This window comes from Actinomadura rugatobispora (genome assembly GCF_055379765.1).
Genome location: NZ_AP029191.1, coordinates 670,099 through 685,586 on the forward strand (window position 1 = coordinate 670,099; position 15,488 = coordinate 685,586).

Consider the following 15,488-nt stretch of genomic DNA (forward strand, 5'->3'; position numbering starts at 1 on the left):
GGGTCAGGCGGGTGGTCAGGCGGGTTCGGACGGGCCGGTCCCGGCCCCGGTCCCGATCAGGTCGAGCTCCACCACCGCGTTCAGCAGCAGGAGCAGTTCGGTGCGGCGGCCGGGGTCGTTGACCTCCTCCCCCATCAGCGCCCTGAGCCGCCGGACGCGGTAGCGCACGGTCTGGTCGTGCACCATCAGGCGCGCGGCGGCGTCCACGGCGTTGTCGCGGCACTTCATGTACTCCAGCAGCGTCCGGGCGAACAGCGCCCGCCGGTGCGGCGGCAGCTCCTGCAGCGGGCGCAGCCGCTCCCCGGCGGCGAGGGACAGCAGCTCCCGGCACATCGAGGTGATCACCGCGGGCACCCGGTCCAGGCACCGGACCACCTCCGCGCCGCCGGCCGGCGCCTCCGCGCCCCCGGCCGGTCCCTGCCCGTCCAGCGCGAGCGTCCGGCGCGCCCAGCGCAGCGACAGCGCGCCCGCGTTCGGCGGCACCGTCGGCCCGATCGCCGCCCGGCAGCCGCCCAGCAGCGACTCCAGGACGCCGTCCTGCCCCGGCCCCTCCGGATCCGGGACGATCAGGTACGGCTCCGCGCAGTGCCAGTCGGCCAGGATCGACGGCGGCAGCACCGGCACCGGCCGCCCCGCCGGGCGGTGCACCGCGACGGCCGCGACCGTGCGCGGCAGCCCCCACCCGGCCGGGCGGGCCAGCTCGCCGATGGCCGCGTCGCTGGCCGGCGGGTCGGCGATCAGCAGGTCGCGCAGCCGCCAGCGCAGCCTCTCCCGCTCGGTGGCCATCCGCTCGGTCGCCTCCGCGTACCCCTGCGAGGCCGCGGCGGCGACCCGCTCCAGGAACACGAACAGCGACTCGGTGATCTGCCCGAGCGTCTCCAGCGACCAGTCCAGCCGCCGCGCCTCGCCGATGAAGCGGCGGCAGGCGACCTGCCCGGCGACCCGGATCGCGGTCTGCAGGCCGTCCAGGCTGCGGCCCTTGGCCGCCTCGTACGCGCCGACCTCGGCGTAGATGTCGGTCAGCGCCCGCCAGTCCAGCCGGCCGCCGGCGACCGCCTCGACGAAGTGCGCGACGGTCTGGCCGACGGTCCAGCGGATCCGCGGGGCCAGCCGGCTGCCCGGCGGGCAGGCGTAGCCGGGGACCTGCCGCCGGATCTCCAGCACCATCTCCTCGGCCGCGGCCTCGATGTGCGGGCGCAGCGACTCGGTGTCGCGCCGCGCCAGTTCCGCGGGCGGGGGCGCGGTCAGCATGGGGAAGGCTCGTTCGGCCACCTGCACACCTCCGGCGGGGAGCGTCCCGGAAGACGCCGCGCCGATGATCGCGCGGCGCTCCACTATCACCCGCCCACCGGGCCGGGGAAACTCAGCCGGCGAAGGAGCCCGCGCGGCTCAGTTGTCAGCCGGTTGAGTCGTCGGCGGTTCAGGGGACGGCGCGGCCGGATGCGGTCCCCGGGCGAAATTGCCTATGGCCTCTTCGGCCCGGGAGGTTCACAGTGCAGGTCAAAGTGTGCGCTGATCCAGGCGCGCATGAGGGCAGCCAGGAGGTTCACGATGAGCCAGGGCAGAACCCGCCGCAGATCCCCCGCAAGTTCCCCCGAACCCGCCCCCGCCCGGCCCGGACGGCCGCCCGGTCGCCGCGGCGGTCCGGGCGCCGCGGCCGTGGTGGTGCTGGCCGTCGCGTTCTTCGCACTCGCCCTCGCCGTGCTGCTGCGCTTCTTCGTCGCCGACCGGCTCCTGGTCGCCCCCACCGACGCCTACACCCGCGCGGAGCTGCGCGCCAACGGCGCCACCTACTTCGACCGGCGCGCGCTGAAACCGCGCACCGGCGCCGACCTGACGCTGACCACCACCGTGCGCGGCAACGTGCGGGCGTCCAACGGCGACGTGGCCGTCTGGGACACCTTCGCGGTGCTGGAGGACCTGGCCAACGGCAACCAGATCGACATCTCCCAGCACCGGATGGCCTTCGACCGGCGCACCGCCGGGCTGGTGAACTGCTGCGGCGCCACCGCCAAGCCGCCCTCCGGGCCGCCGGTGTACGGCACGTTCCTCCCGATCGGGGTCGGCAAGCGGGCCTACCAGGTGCACGACACCTCCACCGGGCGGGCGTGGCCGATGCGGTACGAGGCCACCGAGACCATCGGCGGCCTGCGCACGTACCGCTACACGCAGCGGATCGAGGAGACCAGGATCGGCGAGCAGTCCGGCGGCGTGCCGTCCACGCTGCTCGGCCTGCCCGGGCCGTCCCGCACCGTCGCGGCCGACCGGTACTACCGGGGCACCGTGACCGCGTGGGTCGAGCCGCGCACCGGGGCCATCGTCGACCGGCGCCAGCGGGTCACCTCGACCGTGCGCGGCCGGGACGGCCAGGGCGAGCTGCTCGCCGCCGACTTCGACCTGAGGATGTCGCCCGAGACCCGGCGCGCGCTGATCGCCAGGGCGGAGGACTCGGCCGGTACCGTCACCCTGCTCCGCACGACCGGCCCGATCACGGGCCTGGTCGCGGGACTGGTCCTGCTGGGGCTGGGCACCGTCCTGCTGGTACGGCGCCGCCGCCGCGACGAGCTGGCGAACGAGCCGTTCTGACCGGTGCCCGCCCCGGTCACCGCGCGTCGCCTCCGGGGAGCCGCCGGGCCAGGACGCGGTAGGTGTTGGACCGGCCCGACCGCTTGATCAGCGGGTGCAGGAACTGGTCCAGGGACGCCGCCGCGAACATCGGCGGCCCGGCGGCGAGGTACACCGCCGTCCGGGCGGCGCCGCGCATCCTGCGGTGCCGCGCCGGGGTCCAGGGCTTGTCCGGGTCGGGCACCACCCGGTGCGCCAGCATCATCACGATCATGAGGAGGTCGACCGGCTGGTTCGCCGCCCCGCGCTGCACCTCGACCACCTCGAACCCGCGCTCCTCCAGCGCCTCCACCAGGTTGCCGACCGGGACGAAGTGCAGGTGCTGGGGCTGGAACCAGGCGTGCCACCAGCGGCCCGCCAGCCGCCCGAGGATCCACTCGGGGTCGGGCACCTCGACCAGCAGGTGCCCGCCGGGCGGCAGCACCCGCGCGGCGGCGTCCAGCTCGGCCCGCGGGTCGAGGGTGTGCTCCAGGTAGTGGTGCATGCTGACCACGTCGTAGGCGCCGGCGAGCTTCTCGGCGTACTCGGGGAAGAAGCCCATGTGGCCGCCGTCGATCCAGCCGCGGTCCTCGGCCTCCTTGACGCTGACGCTCATGTCGAGCGCGTCGAAGCGGGTCTGCGGCCACACGTCGCGGGCGGCGTTGCAGAAGTGGCCGTGGCCGCCGCCGACGTCCAGCCACGCCCTGGGCACGGCGCGGCCGCGCAGCATGCGGGCGCGGTCGCGGTAGTGCGGGGCGGCGAGCCGAAACCCGCGCTCCACCTCGGGCTCCCCGGGCCCGTCGTAGAAGTCGCGGTAGTGGAACTCCAGCCCGTCCGGGTTCAGCCTCGGGTTCTGGAAGACGTGCCCGCAGGCGTCGCAGGCGTCGAGGGTGAAGACGCCCGGCCGGTGGTGCTGGTGGTCGCCGCTGGTGAGGTGGTGCCGCAGCGCCCGGCTGCCGCACCACGGGCAGTCGGCGCGGCGCGGCTCGAAGAAGCGCTCCACCCCGCCGGCCAGCTCGGACGCGTACGCCGCGCGCGCCCGGGCCAGCGCCGGGTCCGGCCGCTCGCGCTGGACGGCGACGCGCAGCCACCGGTCGAGCGCTCCCACCGGGCGGGTGAGCGCGAACCGGTGGCGGTCGTGCGGGCGCAGCGGCGTCCCGGCCGTCGCCAGGTACGGCTGCGCGGCCGCGGCCGCCAGCACCGAGAGCGCGGGCAGCGCGTCGGCCGCCCGCCGCGCCCCGAACAGCCCGCGGCCCACCGCGAACCCCAGCGCCGCCAGCCCGATGAGGTTCCCGGACAGGTAGACGGGCAGGTCGGCGGGCCAGCGGCCGCGCAGGATCGCGCGCCGCTCGCCGGGCGGGCAGCCGACCGGGGCGATCGCCGGGGTCACGGCCAGGTCGGCGCCCACCGGGGCGTACCGCTTGAGCCGTACCGCGAGCCGCTCCATCTCGGCCGCGGACAGCCCGGCGAACCGGGTGACGCCGGCCCGCGCGGCCACGTCCGCGGTCACCAGCATGGCGTGCCCGCCGCCACCGCCGACGGCCAGCCGCGCGCCCTGGTAGGTCTCCGGGTCCACGCGGCGCACCAGCTCCAGCGCGCGGGCACCGTCCAGGCCGGCCGGGACCAGGTCGAGCACCTCCAGGTTCCGTTCGCGGGCGTAGGCCGAGGCGGCCCGGCGGGTGGTCTCGTCCAGCACCACGCCGGCGGCGGTCACGAAGCAGTGGTCGTCCCGGACGGGTTCGCCGGAGGGCGGCAGCGGGGCCAGCCGCGCCGCCCGGTTCCTTCGCCACAGGGCGTCGGCCACCAGGCCGGCCGCCACGAGCGGCAGCGTCGATCGCATGCGCATGTCGGTCCCTTCGCAGGGGGGGACGAGGGAGCTGAGAAGGCGATGATCGTCGAGCGCCACCGGCGCCGAAACGCGATGTTCGCCAAAGGACCGCCCTGTTTTGACTCAGCCGCGTGAGTAGTCGGCGGGGCCGTCGCTCCGACCGCTCCGCCCGCTGACAAAAGGCCCGCGGAACGCGCGCGGGCGCCGCCATGCGCGGACGGTGCGACCGTCCCGACACTTGTGCCGCCCATTCCCGCCGGGTCCCCGCCCGCGGCCGTGTCGTCACCGGCCGCGGGCGGGCCGGCACAGGCGCAAGGAAGGACACCCGACCCGTGCACTCCTCGTTCAAGCGGTTCACGCGGCGCGCGCTGATCGCCGTGCTGGCCGCCGGCGTCCTGGCGGCCCCGGCGGCGACGGCCGCCGCCACCGCGCCGGCGGCGGCGCAGGCCCCGGCCCAGGCCCTCGCCCGGGGCGCCGCCAACCCCTACCAGCGCGGCCCCGACCCCACCGAGGCGAGCGTCACGGCCCCGCGCGGCCCGTTCGCGATCGCCTCCAAGAAGGTCACCGCGTTCAGCCACCCCGGCATCCGGGAGGGCACCATCTACTACCCGACCGACACCGGCCAGGGCACCTTCGGCGCGATCTCGGTGTCACCCGGTTTCGTCTCGCCCGAGGCCACCGTCGCCTGGTACGGCCCGCGGCTGGCCTCGCAGGGCTTCGTGGTCATCACGCTGGAGATCAGCACCGGGTTCGACCTGCCCGAGGCCCGCGCCGCCCAGCTCCTGTCCGCACTCGACCACCTGAAGCAGGACGCCACCGTGCGGAACCGGATCGACCCGAGCCGGATGGCGGTCATGGGCTGGTCGATGGGCGGCGGCGGCACCCTCCGCGCCGCGCAGCAGACCCCCTCGCTCAAGGCCGCCGTCCCGCTCGCCCCCTGGGACCTGGGCGTGGACTTCGGCGACGTCCGGGTGCCGACGTTCGTCATGGGCGCCGACAACGACTTCATCGCCGGCACCGGCGCCCACGCCGAGCCGTTCTACGAGCAGCTGCGGGTGGAGAAGGCGTACATGGAGCTGGAGAACGCCGGCCACTTCACCTTCACCAGCGACAACACCGTCATCGCCCGGCAGGCGATCTCGTGGATGAAGCGGTGGGTCGACAACGACACCCGCTACGACCGGTTCCTGTGCCCGCCCCCGCCCGGGAACAGCTCCACCATCCAGGAGTACCGCTCGACCTGCCCGTACTGATCCACTTCGGAGGCCTCGGAGCGGCCGGGGAGTCCCGGCCGCTCCGGCCTTCGCGCCCGGATCACACCCGGGTCGCGGCGAGCTTCGCCGGATCGAACCGGATGCCGTGGCCGCCGTGCCCGCCCGGGCGCAGCAGGCCGCCCTCGACGCGGACCGGGTACGGCTCGGCGAGCAGGCCGAGGTCGGCGAACGAGGCGTCCTCCACGTCCTCGACCATCGCCGGCAGCGGCAGGCAGCAGGCCAGCTGCCCGGAGATGTCGGGCAGCAGGTGCGGGAACGCGGGCACGTCGAAGGTGCGGGCCAGCTCCACGATCCGCAGGAACGGCGTGATCCCGCCGACCCGCACCACGTTGGGCTGCACGATGTCGCACGCCCCCGCCGCCAGCAGGTCGCGGAACTCGTAGGCGGTGTGGGTGTTCTCGCCGAGCGCGATCGGCACGTCCACGCTCGCCCGCAGCCGGGCGTAGGCGTGCACGTCGGCGGACGGGAGGGGCTCCTCGATCCAGTACGGGTCATAGGGCCGCAGCGCCTCGGCCGCCCGGATCGCGCGGGGCAGGTCCCACAGCTGGTTGGCGTCCACCATCAGGCGGGCGTCCGGGCCGAGGACCTCGCGGACGGCGGCGACCCGCGCCACGTCCTCGGCCAGGTCGTCCCGCCCCACCTTGATCTTCGCGGCGGTGCGGCCCCGCGCCCGCCACCGCCCGGCCTGCGCGACCAGCTCCTCGACCGTGTAGTGCCGGTTGACGCCGCTGCCGTACACCGGGACGGCCTCGCGGCGCCGTCCCAGCGCGGCGACCAGGCCGTCCCCGGCCGCCCGCAGGTCCCACAGGGCCAGGTCGACCGCGGCGAGCGCGGTCGTCACCAGGCCGCCGCGGCCCGCCTCGTGCAGGTGCCACCACAGCCGGTCGAAGACGACCTCGGGGTGGGCGGGCAGGCCGAGCGCGGCGTCCCGGACATCCGACTCCAGCAGCGCGTGCACCGCCCGGCCGCCCACCCACGGCGCCCACGAGAAGCCCGTGCCGGTACGGCCGTCGCCGGTGGTGAGCTCGGTGACGACGACGTGGATGTGCGTCATGTCCGGGCTCCAGGGCCGCGGCATCGGGACGCGGTGCAGCGTGCTGCGCAGCTCCGCGATCGTCGCGTCGCCCGTCACGCGCTCACCTCCGCTGCTCCTGGGACGGGTCGGTGCGCAGCCGGGCGTGCAGCCCCCCGTCCACGCGCAGCACATGCCCGTTGACATGGGCGGCGGCCGAAGAGGCCAGGAACAGTGCGGCGTCGGCGACCTCCTCCGGGGCCGTCGTGCGGCCCGAGGGGATGTCGGTCGTGGGCCGCACGGCGCCGACCACGCTCGCCGGGGCGATGCAGTTGGCGCGGATGCCGAGACCGCCCAGCTCCACCGCGATCGCCCGCGCCATCGCCTCCAGGCCTGCCTTGGTGACGTCGTAGGCGCTCTGGTCCTCGTGCGCCCGCGCCCCGCCCGGCGAGGACATGTTGACGATCGCGCCGCCGCGCCCGGCGTCCCGCCAGCGGCGCACCGCCCGCACCGACAGCAGGTACGCCGAGCGCAGGTTGGCGGCGACGATGGCGTCCCAGGTCGCCGAGTCGAGGTCGATGAAGGGGGTCCGGTACTCGGTGAGGGCGGCGTTGTTGACCAGGACGTCGAGGCCGCCCGCCCGGTCGACCAGGGCGAAGACGCGTTCGGCCGCCTCCTCCCCCGCCAGGTCGGCGGCCAGCGTCGTGACCCGTCCCCGCGGCGGCACCACGTCCGGCAGCGTCTTCAGCCCGTCGGCGTCGCGGTCCACCGCGACCACCTCCGCGCCGGCCCCGGCGAACCGGGCCACCAGCGCCCGTCCGATCAGCCCGGCCGCGCCGGTGACCAGCACCCGCCGGCCCCCGAAGTCGAACCGCGCGTCTCCGCCGGAACGCCCCGCCTCCAGCTCGCTCATTCGGTGGTCGCCTCCTTGACCTGCGCGACGATCTGCGTGGGATTGACGAACATCAGCGCGACGACCAGCAGCACCGCCGACAGCGCCATGTAGATCACGGCCATCGCGTCGATGGCCTGGGCGGCCCGGATGCCCGGGGTGAACGCGGCGCTGTAGAGCGCCACGATCAGGGTCTGGCTGTCGGCGTCGGCGACCAGGAAGGTCAGCTCGAACATCGCCACGGTCCGCACCAGCACCAGGATCCCCGCGGCCAGGATGCCCGGCAGCAGCAGCGGAACCAGCACGCGGGAGAACACCTGCCGGGTGCGGGCCCCGCACATCCGGGCCGCCGACTCCACGTTCGCGTCGATCTGCTCCACGAACGGCGTCATGACCAGCACCACGAACGGCAGCGCCGGGACCAGGTTCGCCGCGATCACACCGGTCATCGTGCCCGCCAGATGGAACTTGTAGAGCACGGTCGCCAGCGGGATCCCGTAGGTGATCGGCGGCAGCAGCACCGGGAGCAGGAGGAGCAGCAGCAGCACCACCCGCTTGCCCGGGAAGTCCCGCCTGGCCAGCGCGTACGCGGCGGGCACGCCCAGCAGCAGCGACAGCGCCACCACCGCGAGCGTCACCGCCAGGGTCGTCTGGAGGACCTCGCCGAGCGCGAACTCGGCCCACGCGTCGGCGTACCAGGCGGTGGTGAAGCCCTTCGGCAGCCACCCGGCGAACCAGGTGGTGCCGAACGAGTTGACGATCACCGACAGGATCAGCGCGGCCAGGTTCAGGAGGAAGAACGCCACGCAGCCCCAGACGACCCAGCCCGCGATGCCACGGCGCCGGCCGCCCTTGAGGCGCCCGAACGAGACGGCCGTCATGAGCCCTTCCCTCCCATCGCGGGCCCCGCGTACAGGCGGCCCCGCAGGAACAGCGTGAACGAGATGACCAGCAGCTCGAAGAGGCCCATCAGCACGGCGATCGTGGACGCCATCCCGTAGTCGTACTTCTCGAACGCGGCCTGGTAGGCGGCGATCGCCATCACCCGGGTCTCCCCGGCGGGCTCGCCGACCAGGTTCGCCGACGGGAACACCGAGAACGCCAGCACGAAGGCCAGCACGAACGTGGTCGCCAGGCCGGGCGCCAGCAGCGGCAGCGTGACCCGCCGCATCCGCTGCCAGGGACCGGCGCCCAGCGTGGCCGCGGCCCGCTCCAGCGTCGGGTCGATGCCCGACAGGTAGGCCAGGACCAGCAGGAACGCGAACGGGAACCCGGTGATGAGCAGCGACAGCAGGACGCCCCAGTAGTTGTAGATCAGCCGGACCGGCTGGTCGATCAGCCCGGCGTCCATCAGGAGCGTGTTCAGCCAGCCCTTCGGCCCCAGGTAGCGCAGCAGGCCGTCGGCGACCAGCACCGTGCCCAGCGTCACCGGCAGCACCAGCACGGCCGTCAGCAGCCGCCGCCCCCGGAACCGGCCGCGCAGCCGGTACGCGATCGGCACCGAGGCGCCCACGTTGATCAGCGCGGCGGGCAGCGCCAGCCGGAGCGTGTTGCCGATCGTGCCGCGCTGGTAGGCGTCGCCGAAGAACGCCGCGTAGTTGCCGAGGAACCCGCCGCCCTCCTTGGGCCGCAGGGACAGGCCGACGCCGTACATCATCGGGTACAGGAACAGCACGCCCACCACCAGAACGGCGGGCGCGAGCAGGAGCAGCACGCGGTCGACGCCGCGTTCGGCGAGGCGGTGCCGCAGCCCGCCGCGCGCCCGCGGCGCGGCGGCCCGGCCGGGGCCCGCCGGGGGCGCGTCGACGGCCGTCACGTCTTCTCCCCGGCGAACACCAGGACGCGTTCCACCGGCACGGTGAGCTCGACCCGGGAGCCGGGCGCGACCCGTTCGGGCAGGCGGAAGTGGATGACCTGGCCGTCGTCGGTGACACCCTCGGCCGCCACCTCGCGGCCGTGGAACTCGGCCACCTCGACCCGCACGTTCACAATGTTCACCCGGTCGGGGGCGGCCTCGCCGGCCGGGCGGAAGTCCTCCGGCCGGACCGCCGCGACGGCGGCGCCGCTCCCGATGCCGACCGGGGCCTGCTGCACGCCGATAAGCCGCAGGCCCCCGGTCGGCGAGGGTGACCCGCCCGCCCTCACAAGACGCTACGCGCATGTCCAGCAGGTTGCGGTAACCCTTGACCTCCTCCCCCTCGTGAACGAGGGGGATTTCAACCCGTGGCCCTCAGGAGAGGAGAGCAGGTTGAGGTTCGCGGTTCATCCGTCCCGGCAACCCGGAGCGTCCCCGCGCAGCAACGGCCGGTCCGGCCGCCGTGCCCACGAGCCTGAACTCGCGTGCGATGTTGCGCGCCCACGCTCACCTCGGCATCGCCGACGTAGCCGCAGAACCGGCAACGGAAACACGCTTGGCTCTCGCGCGCCCCCGGTCCCTGGTCCCGCACGCCGAGCAACGCTGCAAGGTGTACGCGGGATCGATCTTGTACACGCAGCCGGGCGCCCTGTGTTCCAGCCGCTCGACCAGCATGGCCCGGCCAGCTTGTTCTCCACCGGCCAGACATCACAGACGGTAGCACCAGCACCGCGCACCGTGCCCGGGGTTTCGGAAATCCGCCGTGGCGGCAGATCTCCGGTCCCTGTCCTGCTCCGCAGAAGTCCGATTCCTCGCCCCACCTGAAGGCGGGGGGAGGCCGTCGATGCGCTCGTCGTCCAGCCAGATCTCTCCCGCGGAGAGCGGTAGCAGCCCGGCCAGGCAGTTCAGCGCGGTCGACTTCCCGCATCCGGACGGCCCGAGCAGCGCGAGGAACTCGCCGCCCTCGATCCGCAGGTCGACCCCGTCCAGCGCCACCGAAGGCCCGAACCGGCGCGTGACCCCCTCCATCCGCAGCTGCCCGAACCCGGCCCGCGCATCCTCCACCGCCACCGCCGCCGTCATGATTTCTTCACCTTCTGCCCGCCGATCTCGCGGTCCCACCGGTCGAAGGCGGCGACCATGGCCTTGGCGTCGAGCGGCGGCGCCTTGGGGTTGTCGGCGATGAGCCTGTCGTACTCGGGGCGGCCGTACTCCTGGACGACCTTCTGGCTGTCGGCGGGGGCCATGGACAGCGTCACGCCCTTCACGGCCGGGCCCGGGTAGAAGTAGCCCTTGTCGTAGGTGATGGCCTGCTGCTGCGGGGTGAGGGCGAACTTCATCAGGTCGGTGAGGACGGCGAGCTTCGCGCCGGAGACGCCCTTGGGGACGACCATGTAGTGCGCGTCGGTCACCCAGGTGAAGCCGTTCAGGGCGCCGGTCCTGACGTCCTTGGGGACCTGGCCCAGGACGCGCGGGTGGATGTCCCAGCCGGTGGTGGTGAGGATGATGTCGCGGGTGCCCTCGCCGAGTTCCTTCATGGTCTGGGACGTGCCGGTCGGGTAGTACTCGACGTACTTGTCCAGCTCCTTGAGGTAGGCCCAGGTCTTGGACCAGCCGTTGACGGGGTCCATCGGGTTGGAGTCCTTGAGGATGTAGGGGAGCCCCATCAGCCAGGTGCGGCCGGGCCCGGAGTTGGAGGGCCGGGCGTACATGAGCTTCCCGGGGTTGGCCTTGGCCCAGGCGAGGAGTTCCCCGGCGGTCTCGGGCGGGTCGCTCACCGTCTTGGGGTTGTACTCGAGGAGCGGGCCGGACGGGTAGTACGTCACGGTGACGCCCCTGCCCCTGGCCAGTTCCTGCATCTTGGCGGCCGGTTCCTGGTAGGCGGACCTGAGGTCGGGGAGCTTGTCGGAGTACCTGCCGACCAGGTCGACCCAGAGGTTCTGCTCCAGCCCGGCGGAGAGCCCGTCGGTGCCGGTGAGGACGAGGTCGATGTCCAGGCGTCCGGCGTCCTGCTGGGCCTTGACCTTGCCGGCCAGTTCGGGCGCGGTGACCTTGTTGTAGGTGATCCGTTCGACGAGCTTGGGGTTGCGGGCCTTGTAGTTCTCGAAGATCTGCTGGGTGAGCTGGAGGTTTCCGGCCACGTCGACGATGTTGAGGGTGACCGGCTCGGCGGGGGGCCTGACGTCGGCGGGGGCGGGTTCGGCGGCGGAGCCGGTCCCGGTCTCGGGGGCGCCGCAGGCGGCGGCGAGCCAGGTGATGAGGGAGGCGGCGAGGACGGCGGCGGAGGTGCGCGGAGTTCTCAGGGGAGTTCGCATGGGGTGGTCCTCCTGGGCGGGCCGGCTCCTAGGTCGGCCCGGTCGTGCTCCGGATGAGGAGTCGGGTCGCCAGCTCGGGCGCCGGCGGACGGGAGGGCGGCGATTGGGCCGCCCCGTGCGGCAGCGCCGCCCGCAGTTCCGCCAGGAGCATGGCGGACGCGGCCCGCGCCACCGCCGGCATCGGCACGGCGACCGTGGTCAGCGGCGGTGAGACCATCGACGCGGTCGGGACGTCGTCGAAGCCCACGATGCTCATCGCCTCGGGCACCGGCACGCCCCGGTCGCGCAGCCGGGCCAGCACGCCCATCGCGACCAGGTCGTTGTAGGCGAACACGGCGGTGACGCCGGCGGCGAGGGCCTCGTCGGCGGCCCGGTAGCCGCCGCTGAACTGCGGCTCGTAGGGGCCCAGTTCGACCAGTTCGACGCCGCGCTCGGCGCATCCGGCGGTGAGGAACCTGCGGCGCTGCCGGTTGGACCAGGAGTCGCGCGGTCCGGCCAGGAACGCGCAGCGCCGGTGGCCGAGGGCGTGCAGGTGGCCGATGGCCTGCTCGACGCCGGGACCGAAGTCCATGGCGATCGAGGGGACCGTGCGGCTGATCCGGTTGGCCAGGACGAGGGTCGTCTTGGCGGCGATGGAGCGCACCCGCATCCCCGACATGCGGGGTGCGCAGAGGATGAGGCCGTCGGCGCGTTCGACCATGGCCTCGGCGAGCCGTACCTCGGTGGCCGCGTCCTCGTCGGTGTCGGCGAGGAAGACCGCGTACTCGGTGTCCCGGAAGTAGGCCTCCACGCCCTTGATGAACAGGGCGAAGACGGGGTTGGCGATGTCGGGGACGATCAGCCCGACGTTGGTGGTGCGGCCCAGGACCAGCGACCGGGCGGCCCGGTTGGGCCGGTAGCCCAGCCGGTCGGCGCACTCCAGCACCCGCCGCCGGGTCTCGGCGTTGACCAGCTCGGGGTTGTTGAGCGCCCGCGAGACGGTCGAGGCCGAGACGCCGGCGGCCGAGGCGACCGCGCGGATCGAGGTCATACGCCGGAGTATGAAAACGTTTGTGGTACACGTCAACAGGCGGATGATGTTCTACAGAAGCTTGACGACCTGGAGATGAGATGTAGAAGATTGGCGCACGTGCCCTCCGGACCGAGAGGCAGCTCTCATGACCGAGGCGTTCAACGTCGCGGACCACCTGGTCGACCGGCATCTGCGCGCGGGAGACGGCGAGCGCGCGGCCGTGATCAGCCCCGGCCGGACGCTCACCTACCGGCGGCCGGCGGACGAGGTGCGCCGGGTGACGGCCGGGCTGCGCGCGCTGGGCGTCCGGCCCGAGGAGCGCGTGCTGATGTGCATGGTGGACGACGTCGAGCTGTTCGCCCGCCGCGCCGCCGCCGACCAGGCCACGCTGCTGTTCGGAACCCCGAGCTTCTGGGGTCCGCTGCTGGCCTCCGACGTCCCGGACGACGCGTTCGCGTCCGTCCGGCAGGGTGTTTCCGCGGGCGAGGCACTACCTCCGAGAATGTTCCACGGAATGGCCGAGCGATTCGGTGTGGAAGTGCTGGACGGCATCGGTTCCACGGAAATGCTGCACATCTTCATTTCCAACCGTCCCGGCGAGGTGCGCCCGGGTTCGTCGGGAACCCCGGTCCCCGGATACGACGTCGAACTGCGCGACACCGGCGGGGCCGTGATCGACGGAGTCGGCGAGCCGGGCGAGCTCCATGTCCGGGGCGAGTCCGCCGCCGTGGGGTACTGGTGCCGCGCGGCGACGTCCCGGCAGGTGTTCCTGGGCGACTGGGTCCGCACGGGCGACACCTACGTCCGCAACGAGGACGGCACCTACACCTGCCTCGGCCGGACGAACGACCTGCTCAAGGCGGGCGGCATCTGGGTCTCGCCCACCGAGGCGGAGGAGCGCCTGCTCGCCCATCCCGCCGTGGCCGAGGTCGCGGTCGTCGGGGTCCCGGACGCCGACGGCCTGGACAAGCCGGTGGCCTGCGTGGTCCCGAGGCCGGGCGGCACGGTGGACCCGGACGAGCTGATCGCCTGGTGCCGGGACGGGCTCGCCTCGTTCAAGCGGCCCCGCGGCGTGGTCGGGCTGACCGGGCTGCCCAGGACCGCCACCGGCAAGATCCGCCGCAACGTGCTGCGGGAGCTGGCCCGCGCCGAGTTCCAGGCCGCGGCGGGTAGGGAGCCGGTGAGAGAGGAGGCCGGATGATCAACGACCTCATGGTCGTGGACGCGCACGTGCACGCCCCGCGGCTGTCCACGCTCAAACCGGCCTGGCTGGAGTGGGCGGACCGGTACTCCGGACCGCACCCCTGGCGGGACGCCTACGACGAGCGGGGCGACCCCGTGCCCGAGCGGCTGGACGCCCTGATGGAGGCCGAGGGCGTCGACCGGGCCCTGCTCTTCTGCGAGTACAGCCCGCGGGCGACGGGCGTCCAGCCCTTCGAGGACCTGCTGCCGATCGTCGAGTACAACCCGGTCCGGTTCCGCCCGGTCGCCAACGTCAACCCGCACCTGCACCACCCGGCCGCGGCCGAGGCCGAGCGGCAGCTCGACCTCGGCGCGGTGGCGCTCAAGCTGCACCCGGTGCACGGTGCCTTCTCCCCCGCCGAACGCGAGCTGTACCGGGTGTACGCCGTCTGCGCCGAACGCGGAGTCCCGGTGATCCTGCACTCGGGAACCTCCAGCTTCCCCGGGTCCCGGACGCGGTTCGGCGACCCGCGGCTGATGCTGGACGTGATCGAGGACTTCCCCGACGTCCACTTCGTGTTCGCCCACGGCGGCCGGGGGTGGTGGTACGACACCGCCGCGTTCCTCGCCCTCGCCAAGCCCAACGTGTGGCTCGACCTGGCCGGGCTGCCGCCCAAGCGGCTCCCCGAGTACTACGCCCGCTTCGGGCTGTCCCGGCTGGCCGAGCGGTGGATCTTCGGCACGGACTGGCCCGGCGTCCCCGGGGCGTCCCGCAACGTGGCAGCCCTGGGCGATCTCGGGCTCCCCGCCGAGACGCTCCGCGCCGTCCTTTCCACCAACGCGGCCACAATCTTTTCGCTGTGAGGGGAGGGGCGCCGGGGGCCGCGCTCAGACGGGCTCGGGTTCGGGTTCGGGCTGGGGCGGACCGGGGTCGGGCATGGGGGTGGGCGGCACCAGCGGGCCGGGCTCCGAGGGCCCTGGCTCCGGGGCGGGGTGCGGCGCCGGGGGCGGTACGGGCTGGGGCGCGGGCGGCGGGTGCACCGAGCCGGGCGCCGCACCGATCCGCGGTTCCTGCTGCATGACTCCTCCTGTCGGTCGTGATCGTGCTTCGGTCCTGGACGCCCGGTCCGGGAGGGCCGGGCGAGGTGCCTTGATACCCGCCGGGCGCGGCGATCATTCGGGTGAACACGATCACGGTGCGGCGTCCCCCGGGCGGCATGTCCGAGATCACCGCTATGCTCCTGCGCGGCAGGGCCGTAGCGCAGAGGTCGTCGCGCCTTAGCGGCAAGCTGGAGGACGCCGGTTCGAATCCGGCCGGTCCTGCCCCACAGAGCGCTCCCGCTCGGCAGCGGGCGGGAGCGGATCCGAAACGGATGGCGAATCGTCCGATCCGGCCGATATCGTGCCGTCCGATGGGGCCGTAGCGCAGTGGCGGCGCGTCGGCACGGCAAGCCGGAGGACGCCGGTTCGAATCCGGTCGGCTCCATCCTCATACCTCACAGGCACGCGGTTCG

At 73.8% G+C, this 15,488-nt stretch carries 15 protein-coding genes and 2 tRNA genes; 6 read left to right on the forward strand and 11 right to left on the reverse strand.

What is annotated here, in order from left to right:
* Window positions 1–15: 15 nt before the first annotated feature.
* Window positions 16–1,272, reverse strand: a complete 1,257-nt coding sequence (locus ACZ466_RS02670; RefSeq protein ID WP_378287480.1) for a helix-turn-helix domain-containing protein — start codon at window positions 1,270–1,272, stop codon at window positions 16–18.
* A 279-nt stretch (window positions 1,273–1,551) separates the two neighbouring features.
* Here ACZ466_RS02670 and pgfA point away from each other — a divergent pair, with 279 nt between their 5' ends.
* On the forward strand, window positions 1,552–2,586 hold the full coding sequence (pgfA, locus tag ACZ466_RS02675; RefSeq protein ID WP_378287479.1) for a cell envelope lipid trafficking protein PgfA: 1,035 nt from the start codon (window positions 1,552–1,554) through the stop codon (window positions 2,584–2,586).
* Window positions 2,587–2,602: 16 nt separating this feature from the next.
* Here the strand turns inward: pgfA and ACZ466_RS02680 are convergent, their stop codons facing one another.
* Window positions 2,603–4,450 carry a class I SAM-dependent methyltransferase gene (locus ACZ466_RS02680; protein ID WP_378287478.1) on the reverse strand — a complete coding sequence of 616 codons (1,848 nt, stop codon included), beginning with the start codon at window positions 4,448–4,450 and terminating at the stop codon, window positions 2,603–2,605.
* 314 nt (window positions 4,451–4,764) lie between these two features.
* On the opposite strand from ACZ466_RS02680, the gene ACZ466_RS02685 reads away from it, so the two are divergent.
* Complete coding sequence (locus ACZ466_RS02685; RefSeq protein WP_464042763.1) at window positions 4,765–5,685, forward strand: alpha/beta hydrolase family protein; 921 nt, start codon at window positions 4,765–4,767, stop codon at window positions 5,683–5,685.
* A gap of 61 nt (window positions 5,686–5,746) precedes the next feature.
* On the opposite strand, the gene ACZ466_RS02690 is transcribed toward ACZ466_RS02685, so the two are convergent.
* From ACZ466_RS02690 to ACZ466_RS02725, 8 genes are all read right to left on the reverse strand, one after another.
* A complete protein-coding gene (locus ACZ466_RS02690; protein WP_378287490.1) occupies window positions 5,747–6,784 on the reverse strand; it encodes a mandelate racemase/muconate lactonizing enzyme family protein in 1,038 nt (345 codons plus the stop codon).
* Window positions 6,785–6,842: 58 nt separating this feature from the next.
* Complete coding sequence (locus tag ACZ466_RS02695; protein ID WP_378287476.1) at window positions 6,843–7,631, reverse strand: SDR family NAD(P)-dependent oxidoreductase; 789 nt, start codon at window positions 7,629–7,631, stop codon at window positions 6,843–6,845.
* Window positions 7,628–8,491, reverse strand: a complete 864-nt coding sequence (locus ACZ466_RS02700; protein WP_378287475.1) for an ABC transporter permease — start codon at window positions 8,489–8,491, stop codon at window positions 7,628–7,630. The genes ACZ466_RS02695 and ACZ466_RS02700 overlap by 4 nt, the downstream gene beginning before the upstream one ends.
* Complete coding sequence (locus tag ACZ466_RS02705) at window positions 8,488–9,426, reverse strand: ABC transporter permease (RefSeq protein ID WP_378287474.1); 939 nt, start codon at window positions 9,424–9,426, stop codon at window positions 8,488–8,490. Before ACZ466_RS02705 ends, ACZ466_RS02700 begins: the two co-directional genes overlap by 4 nt.
* A complete protein-coding gene (locus tag ACZ466_RS02710) occupies window positions 9,423–9,704 on the reverse strand; it encodes a TOBE domain-containing protein (RefSeq protein WP_378287473.1) in 282 nt (93 codons plus the stop codon). Before ACZ466_RS02710 ends, ACZ466_RS02705 begins: the two co-directional genes overlap by 4 nt.
* 469 nt (window positions 9,705–10,173) lie before the next feature.
* Window positions 10,174–10,548, reverse strand: coding sequence for an ATP-binding cassette domain-containing protein (locus tag ACZ466_RS02715; RefSeq protein WP_378287472.1), 375 nt, complete (start codon window positions 10,546–10,548; stop codon window positions 10,174–10,176).
* A complete protein-coding gene (locus ACZ466_RS02720; RefSeq protein WP_378287471.1) occupies window positions 10,545–11,780 on the reverse strand; it encodes an extracellular solute-binding protein in 1,236 nt (411 codons plus the stop codon). Before ACZ466_RS02720 ends, ACZ466_RS02715 begins: the two co-directional genes overlap by 4 nt.
* A 28-nt stretch (window positions 11,781–11,808) precedes the next feature.
* Entirely contained in the window at window positions 11,809–12,810 is a 1,002-nt protein-coding gene (locus ACZ466_RS02725) for a LacI family DNA-binding transcriptional regulator (protein WP_378287470.1), read from the reverse strand.
* 127 nt (window positions 12,811–12,937) lie between these two features.
* Between ACZ466_RS02725 and ACZ466_RS02730 the strand changes: the two genes are divergently transcribed.
* Together ACZ466_RS02730 and ACZ466_RS02735 are read left to right on the forward strand one after the other, a co-directional pair.
* Complete coding sequence (locus ACZ466_RS02730) at window positions 12,938–13,993, forward strand: AMP-binding protein (RefSeq protein WP_378287469.1); 1,056 nt, start codon at window positions 12,938–12,940, stop codon at window positions 13,991–13,993.
* Window positions 13,990–14,838, forward strand: coding sequence for an amidohydrolase family protein (locus tag ACZ466_RS02735; protein WP_378287468.1), 849 nt, complete (start codon window positions 13,990–13,992; stop codon window positions 14,836–14,838). The genes ACZ466_RS02730 and ACZ466_RS02735 overlap by 4 nt, the downstream gene beginning before the upstream one ends.
* A gap of 24 nt (window positions 14,839–14,862) precedes the next feature.
* Here the strand turns inward: ACZ466_RS02735 and ACZ466_RS02740 are convergent, their stop codons facing one another.
* Window positions 14,863–15,054: a hypothetical protein gene (locus ACZ466_RS02740; protein ID WP_378287467.1), complete on the reverse strand. Its 192-nt coding sequence runs from the start codon at window positions 15,052–15,054 to the stop codon at window positions 14,863–14,865.
* Between the two features lie 170 nt (window positions 15,055–15,224).
* Here ACZ466_RS02740 and ACZ466_RS02745 point away from each other — a divergent pair.
* Window positions 15,225–15,297, forward strand: a tRNA-Cys gene (locus tag ACZ466_RS02745).
* A gap of 91 nt (window positions 15,298–15,388) precedes the next feature.
* Window positions 15,389–15,460: transfer RNA gene (locus ACZ466_RS02750), tRNA-Ala, on the forward strand.
* Window positions 15,461–15,488 lie beyond the last annotated feature (28 nt).

Excerpts from the sequence above, each read along its gene's own strand:
- ACZ466_RS02680 (WP_378287478.1), bottom strand. The coding sequence starts at position 4,450 with ATGCGCATGCGATCGACGCTGCCGCTCGTGGCGGCCGGCCTGGTGGCC.
- ACZ466_RS02735 (WP_378287468.1), top strand. The coding sequence starts at position 13,990 with ATGATCAACGACCTCATGGTCGTGGACGCGCACGTGCACGCCCCGCGG.
- ACZ466_RS02695 (WP_378287476.1), bottom strand. The coding sequence starts at position 7,631 with ATGAGCGAGCTGGAGGCGGGGCGTTCCGGCGGAGACGCGCGGTTCGAC.
- ACZ466_RS02700 (WP_378287475.1), bottom strand. The coding sequence starts at position 8,491 with ATGACGGCCGTCTCGTTCGGGCGCCTCAAGGGCGGCCGGCGCCGTGGC.
- ACZ466_RS02715 (WP_378287472.1), bottom strand. The coding sequence starts at position 10,548 with ATGACGGCGGCGGTGGCGGTGGAGGATGCGCGGGCCGGGTTCGGGCAG.
- ACZ466_RS02690 (WP_378287490.1), bottom strand. The coding sequence starts at position 6,784 with ATGCCGCGGCCCTGGAGCCCGGACATGACGCACATCCACGTCGTCGTC.
- pgfA (WP_378287479.1), top strand. The coding sequence starts at position 1,552 with ATGAGCCAGGGCAGAACCCGCCGCAGATCCCCCGCAAGTTCCCCCGAA.
- ACZ466_RS02730 (WP_378287469.1), top strand. The coding sequence starts at position 12,938 with ATGACCGAGGCGTTCAACGTCGCGGACCACCTGGTCGACCGGCATCTG.
- ACZ466_RS02740 (WP_378287467.1), bottom strand. The coding sequence starts at position 15,054 with ATGCAGCAGGAACCGCGGATCGGTGCGGCGCCCGGCTCGGTGCACCCG.
- ACZ466_RS02725 (WP_378287470.1), bottom strand. The coding sequence starts at position 12,810 with ATGACCTCGATCCGCGCGGTCGCCTCGGCCGCCGGCGTCTCGGCCTCG.
- ACZ466_RS02720 (WP_378287471.1), bottom strand. The coding sequence starts at position 11,780 with ATGCGAACTCCCCTGAGAACTCCGCGCACCTCCGCCGCCGTCCTCGCC.